Source organism: Qingrenia yutianensis (assembly GCF_014385105.1).
Classification (GTDB): Bacteria; Bacillota; Clostridia; order UMGS1810; family UMGS1810; genus Qingrenia; species Qingrenia yutianensis.
Window position 1 is genome coordinate 187,776 of the sequence record NZ_JACRTE010000001.1, and the last position, 19,777, is coordinate 207,552.

18 protein-coding genes are annotated in these 19,777 nt (G+C 42.6%); 6 read left to right on the forward strand and 12 right to left on the reverse strand.

What is annotated here, in order from left to right:
* Positions 1 to 114: 114 nt before the first annotated feature.
* Positions 115 to 489, reverse strand: a complete 375-nt coding sequence (locus H8706_RS00835; protein WP_262431113.1) for a metal-dependent transcriptional regulator — start codon at positions 487 to 489, stop codon at positions 115 to 117.
* 161 nt (positions 490 to 650) lie between these two features.
* On the opposite strand from H8706_RS00835, the gene H8706_RS00840 reads away from it, so the two are divergent.
* The 4 genes from H8706_RS00840 (at position 651) to H8706_RS00855 (ending at position 4,844) form a co-directional block, all read left to right on the forward strand.
* Positions 651 to 1,001: an ArsR/SmtB family transcription factor gene (locus tag H8706_RS00840; RefSeq protein ID WP_262431114.1), complete on the forward strand. Its 351-nt coding sequence runs from the start codon at positions 651 to 653 to the stop codon at positions 999 to 1,001.
* 87 nt (positions 1,002 to 1,088) lie between these two features.
* Positions 1,089 to 3,221: a heavy metal translocating P-type ATPase gene (locus tag H8706_RS00845; RefSeq protein ID WP_262431115.1), complete on the forward strand. Its 2,133-nt coding sequence runs from the start codon at positions 1,089 to 1,091 to the stop codon at positions 3,219 to 3,221.
* A gap of 153 nt (positions 3,222 to 3,374) precedes the next feature.
* On the forward strand, positions 3,375 to 4,052 hold the full coding sequence (pnuC, locus tag H8706_RS00850) for a nicotinamide riboside transporter PnuC (protein WP_178348456.1): 678 nt from the start codon (positions 3,375 to 3,377) through the stop codon (positions 4,050 to 4,052).
* A 75-nt stretch (positions 4,053 to 4,127) separates the two neighbouring features.
* Positions 4,128 to 4,844: an SAM-dependent methyltransferase gene (locus H8706_RS00855; protein ID WP_262431116.1), complete on the forward strand. Its 717-nt coding sequence runs from the start codon at positions 4,128 to 4,130 to the stop codon at positions 4,842 to 4,844.
* Positions 4,845 to 4,880: 36 nt separating this feature from the next.
* On the opposite strand, the gene H8706_RS00860 is transcribed toward H8706_RS00855, so the two are convergent.
* Both H8706_RS00860 and H8706_RS00865 read right to left on the reverse strand, forming a co-directional pair.
* Positions 4,881 to 5,828: a calcium/sodium antiporter gene (locus H8706_RS00860; RefSeq protein ID WP_262431117.1), complete on the reverse strand. Its 948-nt coding sequence runs from the start codon at positions 5,826 to 5,828 to the stop codon at positions 4,881 to 4,883.
* Between the two features lie 111 nt (positions 5,829 to 5,939).
* Positions 5,940 to 6,632: a YveK family protein gene (locus tag H8706_RS00865; RefSeq protein ID WP_262431118.1), complete on the reverse strand. Its 693-nt coding sequence runs from the start codon at positions 6,630 to 6,632 to the stop codon at positions 5,940 to 5,942.
* A 173-nt stretch (positions 6,633 to 6,805) separates the two neighbouring features.
* On the opposite strand from H8706_RS00865, the gene H8706_RS00870 reads away from it, so the two are divergent.
* The gene (locus H8706_RS00870; RefSeq protein ID WP_178348460.1) at positions 6,806 to 7,771 is read left to right on the forward strand and encodes a sugar phosphate isomerase/epimerase family protein; all 966 of its coding nucleotides are present in this window, start codon (positions 6,806 to 6,808) and stop codon (positions 7,769 to 7,771) included.
* Positions 7,772 to 7,791: 20 nt separating this feature from the next.
* Positions 7,792 to 8,457: a hypothetical protein gene (locus tag H8706_RS00875; RefSeq protein ID WP_262431119.1), complete on the forward strand. Its 666-nt coding sequence runs from the start codon at positions 7,792 to 7,794 to the stop codon at positions 8,455 to 8,457.
* A gap of 41 nt (positions 8,458 to 8,498) precedes the next feature.
* On the opposite strand, the gene feoB is transcribed toward H8706_RS00875, so the two are convergent.
* The 9 genes from feoB to H8706_RS00920 form a co-directional block, all read right to left on the reverse strand.
* Positions 8,499 to 10,631 (reverse strand): ferrous iron transport protein B, encoded by a 2,133-nt coding sequence (feoB, locus tag H8706_RS00880; RefSeq protein WP_262431120.1) that lies wholly within the window; start codon positions 10,629 to 10,631, stop codon positions 8,499 to 8,501.
* 3 nt (positions 10,632 to 10,634) lie between these two features.
* Positions 10,635 to 10,877: a FeoA family protein gene (locus tag H8706_RS00885; RefSeq protein ID WP_178348463.1), complete on the reverse strand. Its 243-nt coding sequence runs from the start codon at positions 10,875 to 10,877 to the stop codon at positions 10,635 to 10,637.
* A gap of 122 nt (positions 10,878 to 10,999) precedes the next feature.
* Entirely contained in the window at positions 11,000 to 12,181 is a 1,182-nt protein-coding gene (locus H8706_RS00890; protein WP_178348464.1) for a deoxyguanosinetriphosphate triphosphohydrolase family protein, read from the reverse strand.
* Positions 12,182 to 12,205: 24 nt separating this feature from the next.
* Entirely contained in the window at positions 12,206 to 12,370 is a 165-nt protein-coding gene (locus tag H8706_RS00895; protein WP_178348416.1) for a hypothetical protein, read from the reverse strand.
* A 19-nt stretch (positions 12,371 to 12,389) separates the two neighbouring features.
* Positions 12,390 to 14,483, reverse strand: a complete 2,094-nt coding sequence (locus tag H8706_RS00900; RefSeq protein WP_262431121.1) for a type IA DNA topoisomerase — start codon at positions 14,481 to 14,483, stop codon at positions 12,390 to 12,392.
* A gap of 22 nt (positions 14,484 to 14,505) precedes the next feature.
* Positions 14,506 to 15,492 (reverse strand): uridine kinase family protein, encoded by a 987-nt coding sequence (locus H8706_RS00905; RefSeq protein WP_262431122.1) that lies wholly within the window; start codon positions 15,490 to 15,492, stop codon positions 14,506 to 14,508.
* A gap of 19 nt (positions 15,493 to 15,511) precedes the next feature.
* On the reverse strand, positions 15,512 to 16,927 hold the full coding sequence (hemZ, locus tag H8706_RS00910; RefSeq protein WP_262431123.1) for a coproporphyrinogen dehydrogenase HemZ: 1,416 nt from the start codon (positions 16,925 to 16,927) through the stop codon (positions 15,512 to 15,514).
* Positions 16,928 to 16,931: 4 nt separating this feature from the next.
* Positions 16,932 to 17,552: an MBL fold metallo-hydrolase gene (locus H8706_RS00915; RefSeq protein WP_262431124.1), complete on the reverse strand. Its 621-nt coding sequence runs from the start codon at positions 17,550 to 17,552 to the stop codon at positions 16,932 to 16,934.
* Positions 17,553 to 17,579: 27 nt separating this feature from the next.
* Entirely contained in the window at positions 17,580 to 19,772 is a 2,193-nt protein-coding gene (locus H8706_RS00920) for a RelA/SpoT family protein (RefSeq protein ID WP_262431125.1), read from the reverse strand.
* Between the last annotated feature and the right edge of the window lie 5 nt (positions 19,773 to 19,777).

Consider the following 19,777-nt stretch of genomic DNA (forward strand, 5'->3'; position numbering starts at 1 on the left):
ATTTTGAAAATTTATTATGCAGTAAAAAAGGTTTGTACTTCTTAATGAAGTGCAAACCTTTTTTATATCGGCAATATAAATTTTACAACATAAAATTTACACAAAGCAAAAGCATCATTTGCCTTCGTGCTTTGCCAAATGTTCTTTTATTTTCGAAAAAGTGATATCGCTGATATCGTGCTCTATTTTGCAGCTGTCCACATAGGCGGTCGCCTCGTCAACACCAAGCACCATAAGTGCCCTTGCAATTACCTGATGACGTTCATAAATGCGCTCGGCAATTTCAAGACCTTTATCGGTAAGCTCAATCAAACCGTCGGCGCTCATCGTGATATAGCCCTCCTCACGAAAATGCTTCATAGCAACCGACACGCTCGGCTTTGTAAAATTCAGCTCATTTGCAATGTCGATACTGCGCACACTGCCTTTTTTGCCTTTGATAATTAAAATTGATTCGAGATAATTCTCGGCAGATTCTTGTATTTTCACTTCAAAACCCTCTTAATTTCCTAGATATATTAACATTGTATCACAAAAGTTAAACTTTGTCAAAAATATTTTTAAAAACTATTGACAAATATAAAACAGGGTGCTATAATACGATTGTTGAATGGTTGTTCAACTATCGAATTTATCTGCGGGGTGAAAAAATGGCAAAGCTTACTTGCGATTGTGAAGTTATTCATCAGGATGTCGTGAATAAGGTTAAAGAAAAAATGTCGGACGACAGTGAATACATCACGCTTGCGTCGCTTTTTAAAATTTTCGGAGACAGTACGCGTATTAAAATTTTGCACGCGTTAAGGCAAAATGAAATGTGCGTATGCGATATAGCAAGCCTTTTAAAGCTTACAAAATCGGCAGTTTCGCACCAGCTTAAAGCGCTTCGATTGGCAAATCTTGTCAAATACCGCAAAGAGGCGCAGATTGTTTACTATTCGCTTGCTGATACGCACGTTGAAAAGATTCTTGATATAGGAATTGAGCATTTGCGCGAATAGACAAGGGACAATAATTTAGTAAATTATTATTTTTTACACTCGTAGTTGAATACTTGAGCAACAACTCAAAAACATAAGGAGGATATTATGCAAAGAATATATTTCTTAAAAGGTCTTGATTGTCCACATTGCTCGGCAAAAATCGAAAATGACGCCGGAAAGATTGACGGTATTTCGCTTTCAAGAGTTAATCTTATGGAACAGACTTTAACTCTTGATTCGGATAAATTCTTAAATTCGATTGATGACGAGGTTGAAAAAATCGTCCATAAATATGAGCCGGACGTTGAAGTGAGCATTTACGACAGCAGTGCGCACAGTCACTCGCACGGCGCGCATACGCACGGCGAAGAGAGCCGCAGCGAGGACGAAGAAGATTTAAAACCGCGCATAATCCGAATTGCGATAGGAGCGGTAATTTACGGTGCTGCGGTTGTTTCGTCAAAGTTTATAAACAACATATATTTTGAAATTATTTCGCTTGCGGCGGCGTTTCTCATTTTGGGCGGCGACGTTTTGCTCCGCGCGGTAAAGAACATATTAAGGGGTCAGGTATTTGACGAAAACTTTCTTATGAGCGTTTCGAGCATCGGCGCGTTTTGCATCGGCAGTTACACCGAGGCGGTCGCGGTTATGCTTTTGTATCAGCTCGGTGAGCTTTTTCAGGATATGGCGGTCGGAAAATCGCGCAAATCCATTGCAAGCCTTATGGATATACGCCCCGACAGTGCGAATGTTATCCGTGACGGCAAGGTTGTGACGGTTTCGCCCGAAGATGTGAAAATAGGCGAAACGATTATAGTTAAACCGGGTGAAAAAGTTCCGCTCGACGGATTTGTTATTGAGGGCAAAACGATGCTTGACACAATGGCGCTTACCGGCGAATCAGTTCCGAGAAGCGCAAATGTCGGCGACGAGGCGCTGTCAGGCTGTATAAACGAAACGGGCGTTATAAAAATCGAGGTTACAAAATCTTTCTCCGAAAGTACTGTTTCAAAGATTTTGTCGCTTATTCAAAACGCGTCGTCCAAAAAAGCACCGTCCGAGAATTTCATCACAAAATTTGCACGTTACTACACACCTGTTGTCGTAATTTTGGCGGCGCTTATAGCAGTCATTTTCCCGTTGACAATCGGCGGCGGATTTGTTAAATGGGTTCGTCAGGCGTTTGTATTTCTGGTAATTTCCTGCCCGTGTGCGCTAGTAATTTCAATACCGCTTTCGTTCTTCGGCGGAATAGGCTCGGCGGCACGTAACGGAATACTTGTAAAAGGAAGCAACTATCTTGAGGCGTTGAGCAAACTCGATACGCTCGTACTCGACAAAACCGGCACGCTTACAGAGGGAGTTTTTGCGGTGCGCGAGGTACTGCCTGCAAAAGATTTCTCGGAAAACGACGTTCTCTTTGCGTCGGCATATGCCGAGAGCTACTCAAACCACCCGATAGCGCAGTCGATTAAGTCGCATTTCGGCGAAAAAATCAATGAAAGCATTATAAGCGACTACACCGAAATTTCGGGCAAAGGCATATCGGTAAAAATCAACGGCAGTGAGATTTTGGCAGGCAATATGCGTCTTATGGACGAATTTAACATCAAATGCGAAAAATGCGATAAGGCGGGTACGGTTATATACGTTGCAAGCGACGGAAAATATATCGGCTGTATTGTAATTTCGGACAAAATCAAAAAAGACAGCGCATCGGCACTTGAAAATCTGCGCAAAATGGGCGTTGATAACATAATTATGCTTACCGGCGACAACGAAAAAACTGCATCTTCGGTTGCGGAAAAACTCAAAATTAAGAAGTATTTTGCGTCGCTTTTACCGCAGGATAAGGTTGCAAAATTTGAAGAAATAGTATCGGGCAAGAAAACAAACGGCACTACGGCATTTGTCGGCGACGGAATTAACGACGCACCTACGCTTGCAAGGGCGGATATCGGCATTGCAATGGGGGCGCTCGGCTCGGACGCGGCAATCGAGGCGGCAGACGTTGTGCTTATGACCGATGAGGTTTCGCTTATTGCGAAAGCGGTTAAAACGGCGAAATATACAAAAAGAATTGTTACACAGAACATTGTTATGTCGCTCGGAATTAAACTTTTGTTCTTAATTCTCGGTATTTTCGGAATTGCCACAATGTGGGAGGCAATTTTCAGCGACGTCGGCGTTATGATGCTCGCCGTGCTTAATTCAATGCGCGTTTTAAAAAAATAATGAAAAAATAATCTTGACATTTTGTAAAATAAATGTTAGAATATGTCAGTAAATAAACTGCCACCGGGCAGTAGATGCTTAAGCATTTGTGTGCATATCGTTAGGTCTTTGAAGATATGCACTGCAAATGCTTATTTTTTTGGAGGACGACAGATGAAATACTTTACAAAAAGCGAACTTGCTTTATGGCTCGGCTCAATGCTTGCAATCGTTGTGTCAAATATATTTATCGGCGAATTTGCGCCCGTGTCGCTTGCCGCGTCGCTTATCGGCGTGACGGCACTTATTTACACGGCAAAAGGAAATCCGATAGGACAGGGGCTTATGATAGTTTTTTGCCTTATATACACGTATGTTTCGTACACATTTTCGTATTACGGCGAGATGCTGACATATGCCGTGATGTCGCTTCCTATGGCGGTTTTCTCGTTCATTGTGTGGATTAGAAATCCGTTTCACGGGAATAAATCGGAGGTCAGCGTAAACGAGGGCATAACGTGCAGAGAATATATTTTTATGTTCATATTATCCATAGCGGTGACGGCGCTTTTCTACTTCGTGCTCAAATTTTTCAACACTGCGAATATCGCACCGAGTACCATTTCGGTTACAACAAGCTTTCTGGCGATATATCTTACATTTAGGCGCAGTCCGCTTTATGCTCTGGCATATGCGGCGAACGACATTGTTTTAATTGTTCTGTGGACGCTTGCGGCGTTTAAAGATGCGTCGTATTTTTCGGTTGTGATATGTTTTGCGGCATTTTTTGCAAACGATATTTACGGTTATATGAACTGGAAAAGAATATCTGCACGGCAATGCGCGGAATAAAAATAACAATAATCCGTCTTTTTTTGTAAAAACTCTTGACAAGCTAATGTTCATTAGCTAAAGGAGCGACAAAAAATGAAATATGAATTAAGCAAAAAATATTGCACAGAAAATCTTATGAAAAAAATTATGGGTCCGAACCCGATAAAGCTTGAAGAGGAGCTTATGCAGGGTCACAAAATCAAAAAAGGCGCAGTCGTCTGCGACCTCGGAAGCGGGCAGGGGCTTACGTCGGTATTTCTTGCAAAGGAATACGGTTTTAAGGTTTACGCGTCTGACCTTTGGAGCGACCCTGACGAAAATCAGAAGTTTTTCGCCGAAATGGGACTTACAAAAAACGAAATTATTGCCGTTAAAGCGGACGCTGAAAATCTCGATTTTGACAAAAACTTTTTTGACGCGGTAGTTTCTACCGATTCGTATAATTATTTCGGACGAAATGAGAAATATCTTGACGAAAAGCTTTTGCCGTATGTGAAAAACGGGGGATACATTTATATTTCAATTCCGGGTATGAAAAAAGACTGCCACGATAATCTGCCGAAAGAACTGCTTTTATCGTGGACGCCGGAACAGCTTGAATATATGCACGATGTTGAGTATTGGAAAAATATTGTATCGCAGTGTAAGGGCGCCGATGTTATAGAAGTGAGCGAAATGGAGTCGAACGACGAAGTGTGGGCAGACTGGCTCAAACAGGAAAACGAATATGCGGTCGGCGACAGAAAGTCTATGGAGGCAGGCGGAGGAAAGTATCTTAATTTCATAAAAATCGTACTGCAAAAAAGATAAAAAACAACCCCTCAATCAAATGATTGAGGGGAATTTTTACATAAACATTACAATGGCAACGACGTATGCAATGTATAACGCAAATGCCAAAATACCTTGACTGCGCGAAAATTTCGACCTCATAACGGCAGGAATGAAAATCAGTGCGTTGATTATAAGACAGACGGGAAAATCGAATTTCAGCGCCTGTGCCGGCACGGTGAGCGGTTTGCCTGCCACGAGTGAGCAAACGGGCAGAATCAGTGTTGTGTCTATGATATTCGCGCCGACGATATTTCCTGCGGAAAGCGCGCCCTGCTTTTTGCGTATCGCGGTAATTGCCGTGATAAGCTCGGGCAGTGAAGTGCCTATTGCAATCATTGTAACCGAAATTATGCTGTCGGGAACGTGCAGAATTTGCGCGATAACCGTGCCGTTGTCAACCAAAAGACGCGCGCCGATGATTATTCCCAGGCAACCGCCGATAAATTTTATAACATTGATTTTTACTTCTTTTTTTGACGATATAACGGTGCGCTCGTCCGACTGTTCGTTTTTCGCGCTTTTTAAAGTTTCATATGTAAATATTGCGAATATCAGTGCGAGAATTATGCACCCGATAACTGAAAGCTTTCCCGTCAGCGAAAAAATGTAGAGCGACAAAACCGCAAAAATTAAAAGAAAGGTTTTGAGCGAATAGTCTTTTGCGCGTATTGCAAACGGCGCGAGCATTATAGAAAACGCAAGAATTATTCCTGTGTTTGCGGTTACAGAGCCGATTGCATTGCCGATTGCAATGTCAACTTTTCCCTCGACCGCCGCCATAAGCGATACAATAAGTTCTGGCATTGTTGTTGCAATGCTAACTACCGTCGCGCCGATTATAAATTTCGGTATGCCCGACACACCGGCAATCCACACCGCCGAATCGACGAAATAGTCACCGCCTTTGATTATGAGCACAAGTCCGAGCGCAAAAAGCAAAAACACCAAAACAGTATACATTTTTAAAATTCCCCCTAAAGTTTGTCCGTTTAATTATAGCGTATTACAAAAGAAAAATGTGTCAAAAAAAGCCGATGCAAAATCGGCTTTTTGAAAATTCATATAAAATTATCAGTCTGCAATCGACGGGATTTCTCCGAGAATATAGTAACTGTAATTTTCCGACAAGTCGTTCGACGATTTAATTCTTGTGTCTATAAGTTCAAGAATAAATATAAGTCCAACACCCGCGAGTGCGCCCACAAGAGCGCCCAAAAGCGAGTTTCTGCCGATATTTCTCGGGAGATAATCACTTGAATAGCTTGCGTGGTCAAGCGGTTTTATCGAACCGCCCTCAACAACCCATTCAATTTCTTCTTTTGCGAGCGAAATTACCGTTTCAAGGAGAATATATGAGGTTTTCGGCGAGTCGGATTTAACCGTGATTTCCAAAATTTCCGTTTCGTTGCGCGCCGCCATTGTAACCATACCTTTTAATTTTGCCGGCGAATAGGGGAGTTTTGAAACTTCTTTTACGTGTGAATAGAATTTGCTTGTGTTCAAAACCTCAACCGACGATTTCAAAAGTTCCTGTGATGTTACAATTTCATTAAGGCTGATCTCATCGGTCGGCCTTTGCTGATTGGTTTTGTTAACGTTGCTTATGTAGAGCGTTCCCACAGACTGATAAACGGGTTTTGAAACGTAATACGAAAAAATATACATTGCCGAACCGCCGATTATCATACAGCAGGCAACAATCCACCAGCGCTGAAGAGCCATATTGATTATGTCAAAAATGCTGTATTCCTTATTTGTATTCAAAAAAAGACACTCCTTAATAACTTAGTAAGTTTATAATAACACAAAAAAGTGCAAAAGTCTACAATTTTTATGAAATTATTATGAATAAATTTTAAATTTGGTTGACTTTAATAAAAAAATGAGTTATCATAACTTTAAATCAATGTACTTTTAAAATTACGGAGGATAAAAATATGAAACTTGGTGTGTTTTCACCTGTGTTTAACAACAGAACGCTCGAAGAAGCGCTTGAATTTATGAAAGAGCACGGCGGTCAGGCTATTGAGCTTGGGACGGGCGGTTTTCCCGGCACGGCGCATATCAATCCCGATGAGCTTTTGGCAGATGAGAAAAAACTTAACGATACACTTGACCTTTTGAAAAAATACGATATTGAAATCGCGGCATTCAGCTGTCACGGCAATCCCGTGCACCCCGATAAGGAAATCGCGGCAAAATTCCACTCGGATTTTGAGAAAACCTGCAAGCTTGCTCAAAAAGCAAACGTACATACAATAGTTACGTTTTCGGGTTGTCCCGGCGGAAGCAAGGACGACAAGACACCCAACTGGGTTACATGTCCTTGGCCGAACGATTTTTCGGATATATTAAAATATCAGTGGGACGAAGTGCTTATTCCGTATTGGAAAAAAGCGGCGGAATATGCAAAGCAGTACGGCATTGAAAAAATCGCGTTTGAAATGCACCCCGGTTTTTGCGTATACAACCCTGCAACGCTTTTGAAACTCCGCGAGGCGGTGGGCGATATTATCGGCGCAAACTTTGATCCGAGCCATCTTATCTGGCAGGGAATTGACCCTGTTTATGCGATAAGAGCGCTCAAAGGCGCAATTTATCATTTCCACGCGAAAGACACGAAAATCGACCCGATTAACACAAAAACAAACGGCGTTCTCGATACAAAATCGTACGCGGACGAAATCAACCGTTCGTGGATTTTCCGTTCGGTGGGCTACGGCAACGATTACGCGTACTGGAAAGATATGATAAGCGCACTCCGTCTTTGCGGTTACGACGGCGTTATCAGCATTGAGCACGAGGACAGCCTTATGACACCTGACGAGGGACTTATCAAGGCTATGGATTTCCTCAAAGATGTTTTGATTTACGAGTCCAAGGGCGATATGTGGTGGATTTAGTTTTTTAAAAGGAGAAAAATATGGCAGACCATATGATAAAATTGAGCGAAGTGCCGAAAGGTCAAAAATGGCAGTATTTGTGGGATTATTACCGATTTCCCGCACTTGCGGCTGTTATTGGGCTTATACTTGTAATTTCGCTTGTAAAAACAATATTTTTCACACCAAAGGCAGACGTCGGCATTATTTTCACAACCGAATTGGGCCTTTCGGACAGCGAGGGCGAAAAGTTTGACAAAGCCGTAAACGACGCGCTTGAAGATTATAACGGCGACGGCAAAAAACTTGCCGATACGACGCGTCTTGCGTACAGCGAAACGAGCGCGCAGTCCGACCCGCAGTATGCGCAGGCGGTGCTTACGAAAATAAACGTCGAACTTGCGGCGGGCAACGATATTTTGCAGATTTGCGATGATAAGCTTTATCCGACGTATGAGGGCAACGGCTGTCTGGCAACTTATAAGGTTTTTAAAGATTTCGGCGTTGATATCAAGCATACGGACGACAGCGAAATTGTTAAAATTCCGTTTTCCGAAATAAAGGCATTTGCGGATATTAAATCTGCAAACGGCGCGGAAATGTATCTTACCGTCCGTCCGCCTATGGAAAAATGGTACACTAACGAAAAACAGCGAAAAAATTATACCAACCAGCTCAAATTTATTGCAAAACTTGTAAATGAATAAACGCAAAAACACAAGGAGTCAATGCCCCTTGTGTTTTTTATTTAACACACAAATTTCATTACAAAAGCAACCAGCATACAACACAAAATTCCCAAAAGAGTGGGGAGCAAAACGGAAATCACCGTCCATTTTATGCTCTGTGTTTCCTTTTTTATTGTCAGCACGGTGGTGGAACACGGCCAGTGGAAAAGCGAGAAAATCATTGTGCACATTGCGGTTGTCATATTCCAGCCGTTTGATACAAAAAGTTCTTTTACCGCGGTTAGATTGCCCGTGTCCGAAAGCACCCCCGACGCGGTGTATGCCATAATTACAATCGGAATTACAATTTCGTTTGCCGGAAATCCGAGTATAAACGCGATTAAAATTACACCGTCAAGCCCCATAAGACGCGCAAACGGGTCGAGAAAATCCGAACATATTTTAAGAATACTTGCATCGCCGACGATGATATTTGCCGCAAGATATATTATAATTCCGGCAGGTGCGGCAACCGCGGCTGCACGCCCGAGAACAAAGAGCGTTCTGTCGAACACCGACCGAACAATCACTTTGCCGATTTGCGGTTTGCGGTACGGCGGAAGTTCGAGCGTAAAGGACGACGGCACACCTTTTAACACGGTTTTTGATAATATAAACGTTGACAAAAATGTAAAACCTATTCCTGCGAGTATCAGCGCCGTCAAAAACAGTGCGGACGTAAGCGACGTGAGCGTTTTCGTCTGCGTTCCTATAAAAAACATTGTGATTATCGAAATCAGCGTCGGAAACCGTCCGTTGCACGGCACAAGACTGTTTGTTATGACCGCAAGCAGTCTTTCGCGTTCCGAGTCGATTATTCTGCACCCGACAACGCCTGCCGCATTGCACCCGAATCCCATACACATTGTAAGTGCCTGTTTTCCGCACGCACAGCATTTTTTAAACGGTTTGTCAAGGTTATATGCAATTCTCGGCAGATACCCGAAATCCTCCAGGAGCGTGAACAGCGGAAAAAATATCGCCATAGGAGGGAGCATTACCGAAACAATCCACGCGAGAGTGCGGTATGCTCCGAGAACAAGCAAATTGCAAAAATACTGCGGTATTTTTATAAACTTAAAAAAGCCCATCAGTTTATCTTCAAACGAAAACAAAAGGTTGGAAAGCAGGCGCGACGGGTAGTTTGCACCGCTGACGGTGAGGTAAAACACCAGCGCGACGAGCAAAAGCATTGCAAGGTATCCCGAAACCTTTCCCGTTAGAATTTTGTCGGTTCTGCGGTCAAAATCGGAGTATTTTTCATTTTTATATGTAACAGCATCCTTGCATATTTTTTCGCTTTGCGAAAGAATTGCCGAAACGGTCATATCTTTCAGTTTATTGCGGGATATTTTATTGTCCGAAAGGTATTCTTCGGCGGATTTTACCGCCGATAAAATATCGGTATGCGACAAAATATCGTCCTCTGCAAATTTTGAAAATTCGTTTATCAGCGCGCTGTCATTGTCGAGCAGACGGAGCGCGAGCCATCGGCAGTTTATTATGTTTTTGTAATGCTTTTTTAAAACGGGTTCTAAAATTTCTATCGCGTTTTCGATTTTCTCATCATATTTTATTTTATGTGCGCCGTCACACTTTTTAAAATTTTCAATTTCTTTGACAAGCGCGGAAAGCGTCTTTTTCTTTCGTGCCGACACGCCGACGACGGGAACGCCGAGCTTGTTTTTCAGCATTTGCAGGTCGATTTTTATGTTTTTTCGCTTTGCCTCGTCCATAAGATTGACGCAGATGATTACATTTTTTGAGATTTCCATTGTCTGGATAGCAAGGTTTAAATTTCGCTCAAGGCACGTCGCGTCACACACAACTATAACAGCGTCAACACCGCCGAAACAGATGAAATTTCGGGCGACTTCCTCCTCTTGAGAGTGTGCCATAAGCGAGTATGTGCCGGGAATATCCGCAAGAATAACGGTGCCGTTTTTTGTTTTAAATTCGCCCTGTGCGTTTGTGACGGTTTTGCCGGGCCAGTTTCCCGTGTGCTGGTTCATACCGGTGAGTGCGTTAAATACCGTGCTTTTTCCGACGTTCGGGTTGCCTGCAAGGGCAATCAGCAAATCACCCGCGTTTTTTCGTTTTACGGCAGTGTCCGATGATACACTGCTTCCCGTTGAAGATGAAGTAAGACCCATTTTTTACCCCTCCCCGAAAATATTTTTTATAAGCACACCCTCGCAGTCCTCCGAACGAATGGCGATAACCGCACCGCGGATAAGAAATGCTTTAGGATCGCCCGAGGGACTTTTGCCGATACATTCAACTTTTGTGTTGCCTATAAGACCTATATCGAGAAGCCTTCGGCGTATGCTTCCGCTTGAATTTAATTCGTCAACCGTCGCAGACTGTCCGACTTTTAAATCATTCAATGAATATGCCATACCTATACCTCTTTCCTTTATCGGATTTTTGAGCGGATTTTCAGTTTTAATATATGGTATGTCATATATTTGCAAAATGCTACAAAAAAGCACATACATATGTATGTGCCAAAAATTTATATTTAAAAATAAGGTTTATAATGAATTGTTGTATCGTTTGGAAAATAATATTCAAAAATATCCACAAAATAATCGTCCGTCATACTTGCGATAAAATCGGTCACAATGTCGTCGGGCGGAGTGTCAATATAATTTTCGCCGCCGTAATATTTGCGGTTTTGGTTGACAAAATCAATATGATGTTTGTAAACAAGCGTGTTTTTGTCACCGCTTTTCAAATCGTGCAAAAGCTTAAAATAAAGCTTTTCAAACATCGGCGCGATTATTTTTTCGTTTATATCGGCAACCCGATTGTTGAGGTAAATATAATTGTAATTGTCGTTTTTGCTTTTTGAAAGTTCGGCAAAAATGTCCTTGTCGATTTTTATGTAATCCTTGCCGTAGCTGTTTTCGATAATACTTACAATCATATTGTTGATAATCGCCGCGTTGAAATTCCCCAAAATTCCGCCGTCAAAAACCGCGTCGTTCGGTATGACGTCGGCTTTTACCGCGTCCTGCCTGTCCTTGCCGACGTACGCGATAATGTCGCAAATACGCACAACACATCCCTCCAAAGTGGCAGGAGTGAGATGAACGGAATAATCTTTTTCTGTATAACATTTTTCAACGTTTTTATCAAATTCGTTAAAGGTTTTAAGATTTGACGGGTGATATTCATCACATTCCACCTCGCCGTTGTGACACAAAATTCCGTCCAGCGTTTGCAGTGAAATGTTGTAGGCAAAAATCTTGTCAAGCACGCGTACGCTGTGAAGATTGTGACAAAAATACCGCGAGGTTTGCGCGTGATAAATTTTGCTTAAAAACTTTTCGCCCGCGTGGCCGAAAGGAGTGTGACCTATATCATGACCGAGCGAAATTGCTTCGATAAGGTCAAGGTCAAGTTCCAAAATTCTGCCGATGTTGCGCGCAATGCGCGACACAAGCTGAACATGCAGAGAACGGCGCGTCAAATCGTCATTTTTGTAAAGCGAAAATACCTGTGTTTTGTCGCAGTATCGGTTGTAATACGGCGAATGAAGAATTTTTTCAACGTCGCGCACATATGCCGGGCGCCACACGCTTGCAATGTCGTGCGACGGATTCCGTCTTATTTCACCCGATGATTTATAGTGCAAATCGTGCACGATTTTTTCGGTAAGTTCTTTTGAAAGTGACAAATATTCTGTTTTTCTTTTCATCTTATCACCGCCGTTTTTGTGAATTTATTCATCATATACCGTACATACAGGCTCGGTATCTTCGGAGATATACACCGCCGTCGGGCCGTCCGCACCGCCGATTATGCCTATTGACGAGGCGTAGGGCAGGGGAGTTGAATTTATTAAAACCGTGAGCGCCAATATGAGCGCCGATTGTGAAATTAACATAATAATTCTCCTTAATAATCTAATCGTTAAAGTCAAACACTGCGCGCCCGTTTTCAAGCTTTAAATATCCCGAAAAGTTTTTGCCGTTTTTTGACACAAAATTTTCTATTTTGTATGTTTTTCCCGTTTTCAAAAGCTTTTTAACGTTGGAAAGTGAAATCACACGCTGACAAATAACGCCGTTTATAGAAAATTTGCATCCGTCTTTGTAGCCCGTACAGCCGTAGCCGAATCGCGTGCGGACAACATCTTTTCCGCAAACGGGGCATTTTCCCGCAATATCACCCAAAAATCCGTCGTCGGTGTCTTTTTCGGGCGGAAGTTTCTCGGCAAAAAACACGCTTTTAATTTCGTCCTGTGCCATTTTTACACTGTCCGAAATCATAATTTCACCGCGGTACACTTTTTTGAGTGCTTGTCCGAGCTGACTGGTTTTGTATTTATCCATACTGATGTTCATTCTCATAAGCGAATTTATAAGATTTCTGCCTGCGGGCAAAATGGTGTAAACGTCCTTTTTCAAAAGTATGTATTCGCTTTTCCGCGCGTTGTCGATAATTCCCGTGCGCGTTGCCTCGGTACCGAGTTCCAGTCCCTCAAAAATAGCGCGGTAATCCTCGTCGTCGTTTTCGTCGCTTGACGCCTTGTCCTCTTTGAACGGATTTTTAAGATAATTATTTAGGGTTTCGATTGTATAGTGTTTCGGCGGTGTGGTTTCCTTTTCAACAGGTTCAAAATTAACCGCAAATTGGTCACCCTTTTCAAGGTTCGGCAAAATTTTGTCCTTTTTTGTGTAATCGTCAAATTTTGTCCAGCCTTTTTGTGAAATAATTGTGCCTTTAAGCGCGAAATCTTCAAGATTTCCGACATTTATCTTAATTTCCGTTTTCTGCGCAATACATTCCTCGGCGCAGAAAACCGCGGCAAACCGACGCATAATTGTGCTGTAAACAATAAATTCCTCGTCGGTGAGCGCTTCTTTTTTCGGAATTTTAAAAGTCGGAGTGAGGGCAGAGTGCGACTCGATTTTCTTGTCGTCGAAAATGGTTTTTTTAAACTTAAATTCAACGGGGTAGCCGATTTTTCTAACCTCGCCGATTATTTTTTTAATTTTGTCCTGTTCCGCCGTTGCAAGATACTCCGAGTTTGTTCTGGGGTAGGTGACAAAGCCTTTTTCGTAAAGCCCCTGAACGATGGCGAGGCTTTTGTCCATCGGCATTTTATACTTTTTACCTAAAACGTTTTGAAGTTTTGTAAGCGAAAAAAGTTTCGGAGGGGACAGAGTGTCTTTTTTCACTTTTTTGCCCGTCACAACCGCAGGAAATTTGTTGTATTCGGAGCATAGCGTTTTTGCTTTTTCAAGCGAGTTTTTGTCAAATTTCTGCTTGCTTGTAAGCTCTGTTTTTTCGCCGTTAACGTCTGTTTTGGACGAAATTGCATAATAAATATCGGGCACAAAATTTTCTATCGCGGTGTCGCGGTCGTAAATCGCCTTTACAATCGGCACAATAACGCGTCCGACACGCAGAAGAGTGCCGGTTTTAAGCGTTGCATAGCGTGTTAAATTAACGCCGTAGAGCCAGTCGATATACGTTCGCGCAAAACCCTCGTTTGCAAGGTTGTTGTATTCGTCCTCGTCTTTCATTTCGTTTAATGCTGAAATAATCGTTTCATTCGTCTGGTCGGGAAGCCAAAGACGTTTAAAGTTTTTTCCGCTTATGTTCGCATTGCCGACGATAATTCTTACGATAATTTCGCCCTCTCTGTCCGAGTCGCCGGCATTTATAACAGTGTCAACGTCCTCGCGTTCGCAAAGACGTTTTATTGTTTCAAACTGATTTCGCACACCCGTGTCGACCTTTTTGTTTTGGTCTTTTTTTAGTTCAAACTTAAATTTTTCGGGAAAACACGGCAGATTTTGCATAGTCCAACCGCGCGTGCCCTCGGGCGCGGGATTGTACGTTTCAATGTCCGCAAGCGAAAAAAGATGTCCGAATGCCCAGGTTACGATATATCCGTTGCCCTCGTAATATCCGCCTTTTGTTTTCATATTGGTAATCGCCGACACGATATTGCGTGCAAGCGACGGTTTTTCTGCAATAATAACTTTCATCTTTTATAAATTTCCTTATGTTTTAAAATAAACTGCTTCCGCCGATAAATTCGCGCACAAAGCACATACGCGGAACATAGCTGTCGTCCAGCGGTGAAAAATCGGACAAAAGAGAGTTTATGCTGTCGGTAAAGTTTTTGTATTTATCCGAAACCTGTCCGTCTGACATAAATTTTGCAGCGTGCTTTTTATATACGCAGAATTCATATAAAACCGACGAATTAAACACCACGTCTGCACTGTCGGTGAAAGGATATATGTTAACCTCCGCGGCTTTTTCAACGTCGTCCCACATTTGGAAAGTGAAGTTTGCATTACTGCTCCTGAAATAACAGTCGCGGATAAGACGGCGCAAAAGGCGCGTCGAACGCGGAGAAATTTTGCTTCCGTCGTTGCGTTTTAAACATGTCAGAGCGGTGCAGTATATTTTATAAAGATTTCCGCCGCCGACCCTTGACGTTACAACGTCATTGAGAGCGTGAAGTCCCTCAACGATAATAACCTCGTTGTCGGTAAGACGCATATTTTTTTTGCCGATAATCTGTCTGCGCGTGGCAAAGTCGAAAATCGGGAGCGCCGCCTCGCCGCCTGACAAAAGGGTTTTCATATTTTCTCCGAAAAGGTTATAGTCAAGACTGTCCGCATAGTCAAAGGTGAGATAGTCAAGTTCTTCAAGCGGAGTGTCCGATTTGTCATAGTAATAATCGTCGAGCGAAATAGTTTTTGAGTTTATGCCGAGCACCTTTAAATGGAGCATAAGACGGTGCGAAAACGATGTTTTTCCCGATGATGACGGGCCTGCAATCATAATGATTTTTTTACTGCCGATATTTTCTTTAATCGTTTCCGCGATGTTTGAAATGCAGTGTTCGTGCCATATTTCGCTCAAATTTATTATGTTGTTGATTTCACCCTGCGCAATCGCGCGGTTTATGTCATCGGCGCAAAGTATGCCGAGGCTTGAACACCAGTTTCTGTATTCTTCTAAACTTTTGTCTATTTTTGACATAATTTTCACCGCCTAAAATTTAAAAATTTTCCGTTTCAAAAAGGGTTTCTTTGCGTTTTATCATTTCGTCGGTGCGCTTTATATACTCCGACACTTCTTTAACATTAAATGCGCGCTCGATTTTGTTTCCGCACACAAGTTTCGTTGACGCACCTGCGCCGAGCGCAACGTTCGTCTGAACCTCCTGCATAATCGCAACGTTGTAAATACATTCGCAGTTTTTTTCGCAAAATCCGATATTTTCAAGATTGCCTGCCATATTTTTCTGACGGTACATATAATATGGATTTTTGTTATTTTTTATAAGCGTCTGCGAGGCAAAGTCAAGCATTTTTGCGGTTTCTTTTGCCGACGTGTTAAAATAATCGTATTTTTCGGCAAGATATGCACCTCGCTTTACGCACAGCGTATGCACCGTTACACTTTCGGGATTTAATGCGAGAATTTTTTCAACCGTTTTTTCAAAATCACAAAAATTTTCGCCGTAAAGTCCTGCTATAATATCGGTGTTTATATGTGAAAATCCCATTTCGCGCGCAAGATAAAATTTTTCTTCGGCATCAAGCGCAGTATGGCTTCTGCCGATGATTTCCAGCGTTTTGTCGTTGAATGTCTGCGGATTTATGCTTATTCGCCCGATATTCATATTTTTTAAAACTTTAAGCTTTTCTCTGTCGATTGTGTCGGGACGTCCTGCCTCAACGGTAAATTCGCGGATATTTGAAAGGTCAAATTCGCGGTACAGAGCATTTATGAGCTTTTCAAGCTGATACGCCGTAAGCGTTGTGGGCGTTCCTCCGCCGATATAAACACTGTCAACAGTTTTGCCGTAGTTTTTCAAAAGGCGCGCGCACTGCGAAATTTCATATTCAAGTTTTTCAAGATAAGGCTCGATAAGCTTTTTTGAATATGCAACCGACTGCGAAATAAACGAGCAGTAATGGCACCTTGTGGGGCAAAAGGGGATAGAAACATAAAGGCTGATGCTGTTTTTCGGTATGCCGTTTATAATTTTTCGCTCATTTTCCGCACACAGGAGCGCAAGATTTATTTTTCCGCCGTCAACAAGAAAATCATTTTCTAAAATTTTTGCGATTTTCTCATTTGTCAGCTTATTTTCCATCATTTCGCGCACTGTTTTTGTGGGACGTATTCCCGTTAAAATTCCCCACGGCGGTTTTTGCGAAAATGCCTTTTGCATAGCCTTAAAAAGGCAAAGTTTAAGCGTGTTTTTATCGTATTCCGATTTGTTTATATTATGGCAAAACGTGCCGTTTTCGGTTTTGTATTCCGCAAAATATCCGCCGTTTTCAAGAGATGCCAAAACGTCATAATCAGAACCTTTCACAAATTCGTATTTTTGCATAGGAACAAAAAGGCGGACAATATCGCGCACCGCATATGTTTCGTCGTTGCCGACAAGTTTAATTTTCATATTTTTATCTCACAAACATATTGTTTTCAATTTCATAGCCTATCGTGGTGGGGTCGCCGTGGCCGGGATAAACCCTAATATTTTCGTCCAGCACAAAAAGGCGCGTTTTTATTGATTTTATAATTTTTTCCTGATTTCCGCCGTAATGGTCGGTGCGTCCGACCGACATCAAAAACAGTGTATCGCCCGAGAAAAGGGTATCACCACAGAGTATGCACATGCTGCCTTTGTTATGACCGGGAGTGTGAATAAATTTAATTTCGTGCCCGTCAAGGTCTAATGTGTCGCCGTTTTTCACAATAATATCTGCCTTCGTTTTGGGCGAAACCGTGTGAAAATAAACGGCGAGGTTAAACGCGTCGTTGTTCAGCGTGTCTTTGTCGTCCGAATGAATAACGACGGGCGCTTTTGTAAATTCCGCAATTTCGTCAAGCGCCATAATATGGTCGATATGCGCGTGCGTGATGATGATGTATTTTACCGTAATGCCGAGCTGTTTAATTTTGCTTATTATTGTGTCACCGTCGGCGGCAGGGTCGATAAGCACGGCATTTTTTGTGTTTTCGTCGTAAAAGATATAGCAGTTTGTGTCAAGTGCGCCGAGAACAAGTCTTTCAGTTTTCATATATAACGCTTCCTTTCATATAAAATATCAGTTTGTGCTTCGTGTAACGTCTATTACGCCTTTGAGATTTTTAAGTTTTTTCGCAACTTTTTCCATTTGCTCGATATTTGCAATTTCAAGCGTGATTTCAAATATCGCAAGCGTGTCTTTCGTACGCGCGTTGATTGCTTTAAGCGGAATTTTTGTTTCGCTGATAGCATTCGCAACTTCGATGAAAATGCCCGGGCGGTCGTTCGCCTCAATTTTTAAGTTTGCGGTAAACGCGGTCTGATCGTGTTTCGACCATTCAACCTCTATAAGGCGTGCTTTTTCCTCTGCATTGCTGTATGCGTTTGCTATGTTGGGGCAGTCCTGACGGTGGATTGAAACACCGCGCCCGCGCGTGATGTAGCCGATAATTTTATCACCCGGAACAGGGTTGCAGCAACGGGAGTATCTTATAAGACAACTGTCAATTCCCGATACAATTACGCCGTCTTTCGCGTTTGAATTTTTCTCGGTGTTTGAAATTTTGGGCGGTTCGGTCAAAATTTCGGACGGAATAACGGGAATTTCTTTTTTCTCGGTCTGTTTTTTATGTTCTTCTTTAAGCTTTGAAACGGCCTTCATAGCAGGCAGACTGCCATAGCCGACCGCACTGTATAAGTCGTCGAGCGACGAAAAACCGTAGCGCTTAAACATACTCTGCAAATGCGCCTCGGTTAAAATTTCGGCGCTGTTTAAGCCCTGACGCTTAATTTCGCGGTCAATCATTTCTTTGCCGTGAACAATATTTTCCTCGCGTTTTTCCTTTTTGAACCATTGATTGATTTTGTTTTTCGCCTGACTGGTTTTAACGATTTTGAGCCAGTCACGGCTGGGACCGTGTATAGCGGTGGAGGTGATAATCTCCACAATATCACCGTTTTGAAGCTGATAGTCGAGCGGAACGATTTTGCCGTTCACGCGCGCGCCGTTCATTTTGTAGCCGATAGCGCTGTGAATGTTAAACGCAAAGTCAACGGGTGTTGCGCCGGCAGGAAAGCTTATAACGTCGCCTTTGGGCGTAAATACAAAAACCTGGTCGGTGAAAAGGTCAAATTTTAATGCGCGTAAAAATTCTTCTTCGTTGTCCGCGTCTTTCTGAAATTCCAGAAGCTGTCGTATCCACGAAAGCTTTTGTTCGCTCGACGCGTCGTTTTCGGCAATACCTTTGTATTTCCAGTGCGCCGCGATACCGTTTTCAGCGATTTCGTGCATTTCTTTCGTGCGGATTTGAATTTCAAACGGTGTGCCGTTGGGACCTATAACCGTTGTGTGAAGTGACTGATACATATTGGGCTTGGGCATTGCGATATAATCTTTAAATCTGCCCGGCATAGGCTTATAAAGTTCGTGCGCAAGACCGAGCGCGGTGTAGCAGTCGCTCACCGAGTTTGTGATAATTCTCACCGCGAACAAATCGTAAATCTGGTCGAGAGTTTTGTTCTGTGTAAACATTTTTCGGTATATCGAATAAAAATGCTTCGGTCTGCCGTCTATGGTGCAGTCAATGCCTATTTCCGAAAGGCTGGTTTTGAGCGTGCTTTTAATCTGTGCAATAAACTCCTCGCGCTCCTGGCGTTTCTGGTTAATTCCTTCAACAATTTCGTGATACGCAACGGGGTCGAGGTATTTAAGCGAATAATCCTCAAGTTCCCATTTTATTTTATACATACCGAGTCTGTGCGCAAGCGGTGCGTAAATGTTTAACGTTTCGCGTGCGGTGGCGCGCTGTTTTTCCTCGGGCATACTTATAAGGGTGGAAAGATTGTGCAGTCTGTCGGCAAATTTTATAATGATAACACGAATATCGTTCGCCATTGCAAGAAACATTTTGCGAAGATTTTCCATATGTCTTTCTTCAGACGACGTGATTTCGATTTTGTCAAGTTTTGTAACGCCGTCCACGAGCGCGGCGATGTTGTCGCCGAAAAGACTGCGTATGTCGTCGAGCGTGTATTCGGTATCTTCAACAACGTCGTGCAAAAGCGCGGCGCAAACCGATTCAACGTCAAATTTCAGCTTTGCAACTGTGATTGCAACGTGCAACGGGTGCATAATATAAGGATAACCCGAAATTCTTTTTTGATTTTTGTGCGCCTCATTTGCAAGGTTGAACGCCTTGTAAACAGGCTCTAAATCGGCGTTTGGAAAATTGGTTTTCACAACGTCTATAAGTTCATTTAAAACTTGCTGCATACATC

Bases quoted from the DNA above. Each gene is read 5' to 3' on its own strand.
- H8706_RS00840 (WP_262431114.1), top strand. From the start codon at position 651: ATGGCAAAGCTTACTTGCGATTGTGAAGTTATTCATCAGGATGTCGTG.
- H8706_RS00845 (WP_262431115.1), top strand. From the start codon at position 1,089: ATGCAAAGAATATATTTCTTAAAAGGTCTTGATTGTCCACATTGCTCG.
- pnuC (WP_178348456.1), top strand. From the start codon at position 3,375: ATGAAATACTTTACAAAAAGCGAACTTGCTTTATGGCTCGGCTCAATG.
- H8706_RS00855 (WP_262431116.1), top strand. From the start codon at position 4,128: ATGAAATATGAATTAAGCAAAAAATATTGCACAGAAAATCTTATGAAA.
- H8706_RS00860 (WP_262431117.1), bottom strand. From the start codon at position 5,828: ATGTATACTGTTTTGGTGTTTTTGCTTTTTGCGCTCGGACTTGTGCTC.
- H8706_RS00870 (WP_178348460.1), top strand. From the start codon at position 6,806: ATGAAACTTGGTGTGTTTTCACCTGTGTTTAACAACAGAACGCTCGAA.
- H8706_RS00875 (WP_262431119.1), top strand. From the start codon at position 7,792: ATGGCAGACCATATGATAAAATTGAGCGAAGTGCCGAAAGGTCAAAAA.
- feoB (WP_262431120.1), bottom strand. From the start codon at position 10,631: ATGGGTCTTACTTCATCTTCAACGGGAAGCAGTGTATCATCGGACACT.
- H8706_RS00885 (WP_178348463.1), bottom strand. From the start codon at position 10,877: ATGGCATATTCATTGAATGATTTAAAAGTCGGACAGTCTGCGACGGTT.
- H8706_RS00890 (WP_178348464.1), bottom strand. From the start codon at position 12,181: ATGAAAAGAAAAACAGAATATTTGTCACTTTCAAAAGAACTTACCGAA.
- H8706_RS00895 (WP_178348416.1), bottom strand. From the start codon at position 12,370: ATGTTAATTTCACAATCGGCGCTCATATTGGCGCTCACGGTTTTAATA.
- H8706_RS00900 (WP_262431121.1), bottom strand. From the start codon at position 14,483: ATGAAAGTTATTATTGCAGAAAAACCGTCGCTTGCACGCAATATCGTG.
- H8706_RS00905 (WP_262431122.1), bottom strand. From the start codon at position 15,492: ATGTCAAAAATAGACAAAAGTTTAGAAGAATACAGAAACTGGTGTTCA.
- hemZ (WP_262431123.1), bottom strand. From the start codon at position 16,927: ATGAAAATTAAACTTGTCGGCAACGACGAAACATATGCGGTGCGCGAT.
- H8706_RS00915 (WP_262431124.1), bottom strand. From the start codon at position 17,552: ATGAAAACTGAAAGACTTGTTCTCGGCGCACTTGACACAAACTGCTAT.
- H8706_RS00920 (WP_262431125.1), bottom strand. From the start codon at position 19,772: ATGCAGCAAGTTTTAAATGAACTTATAGACGTTGTGAAAACCAATTTT.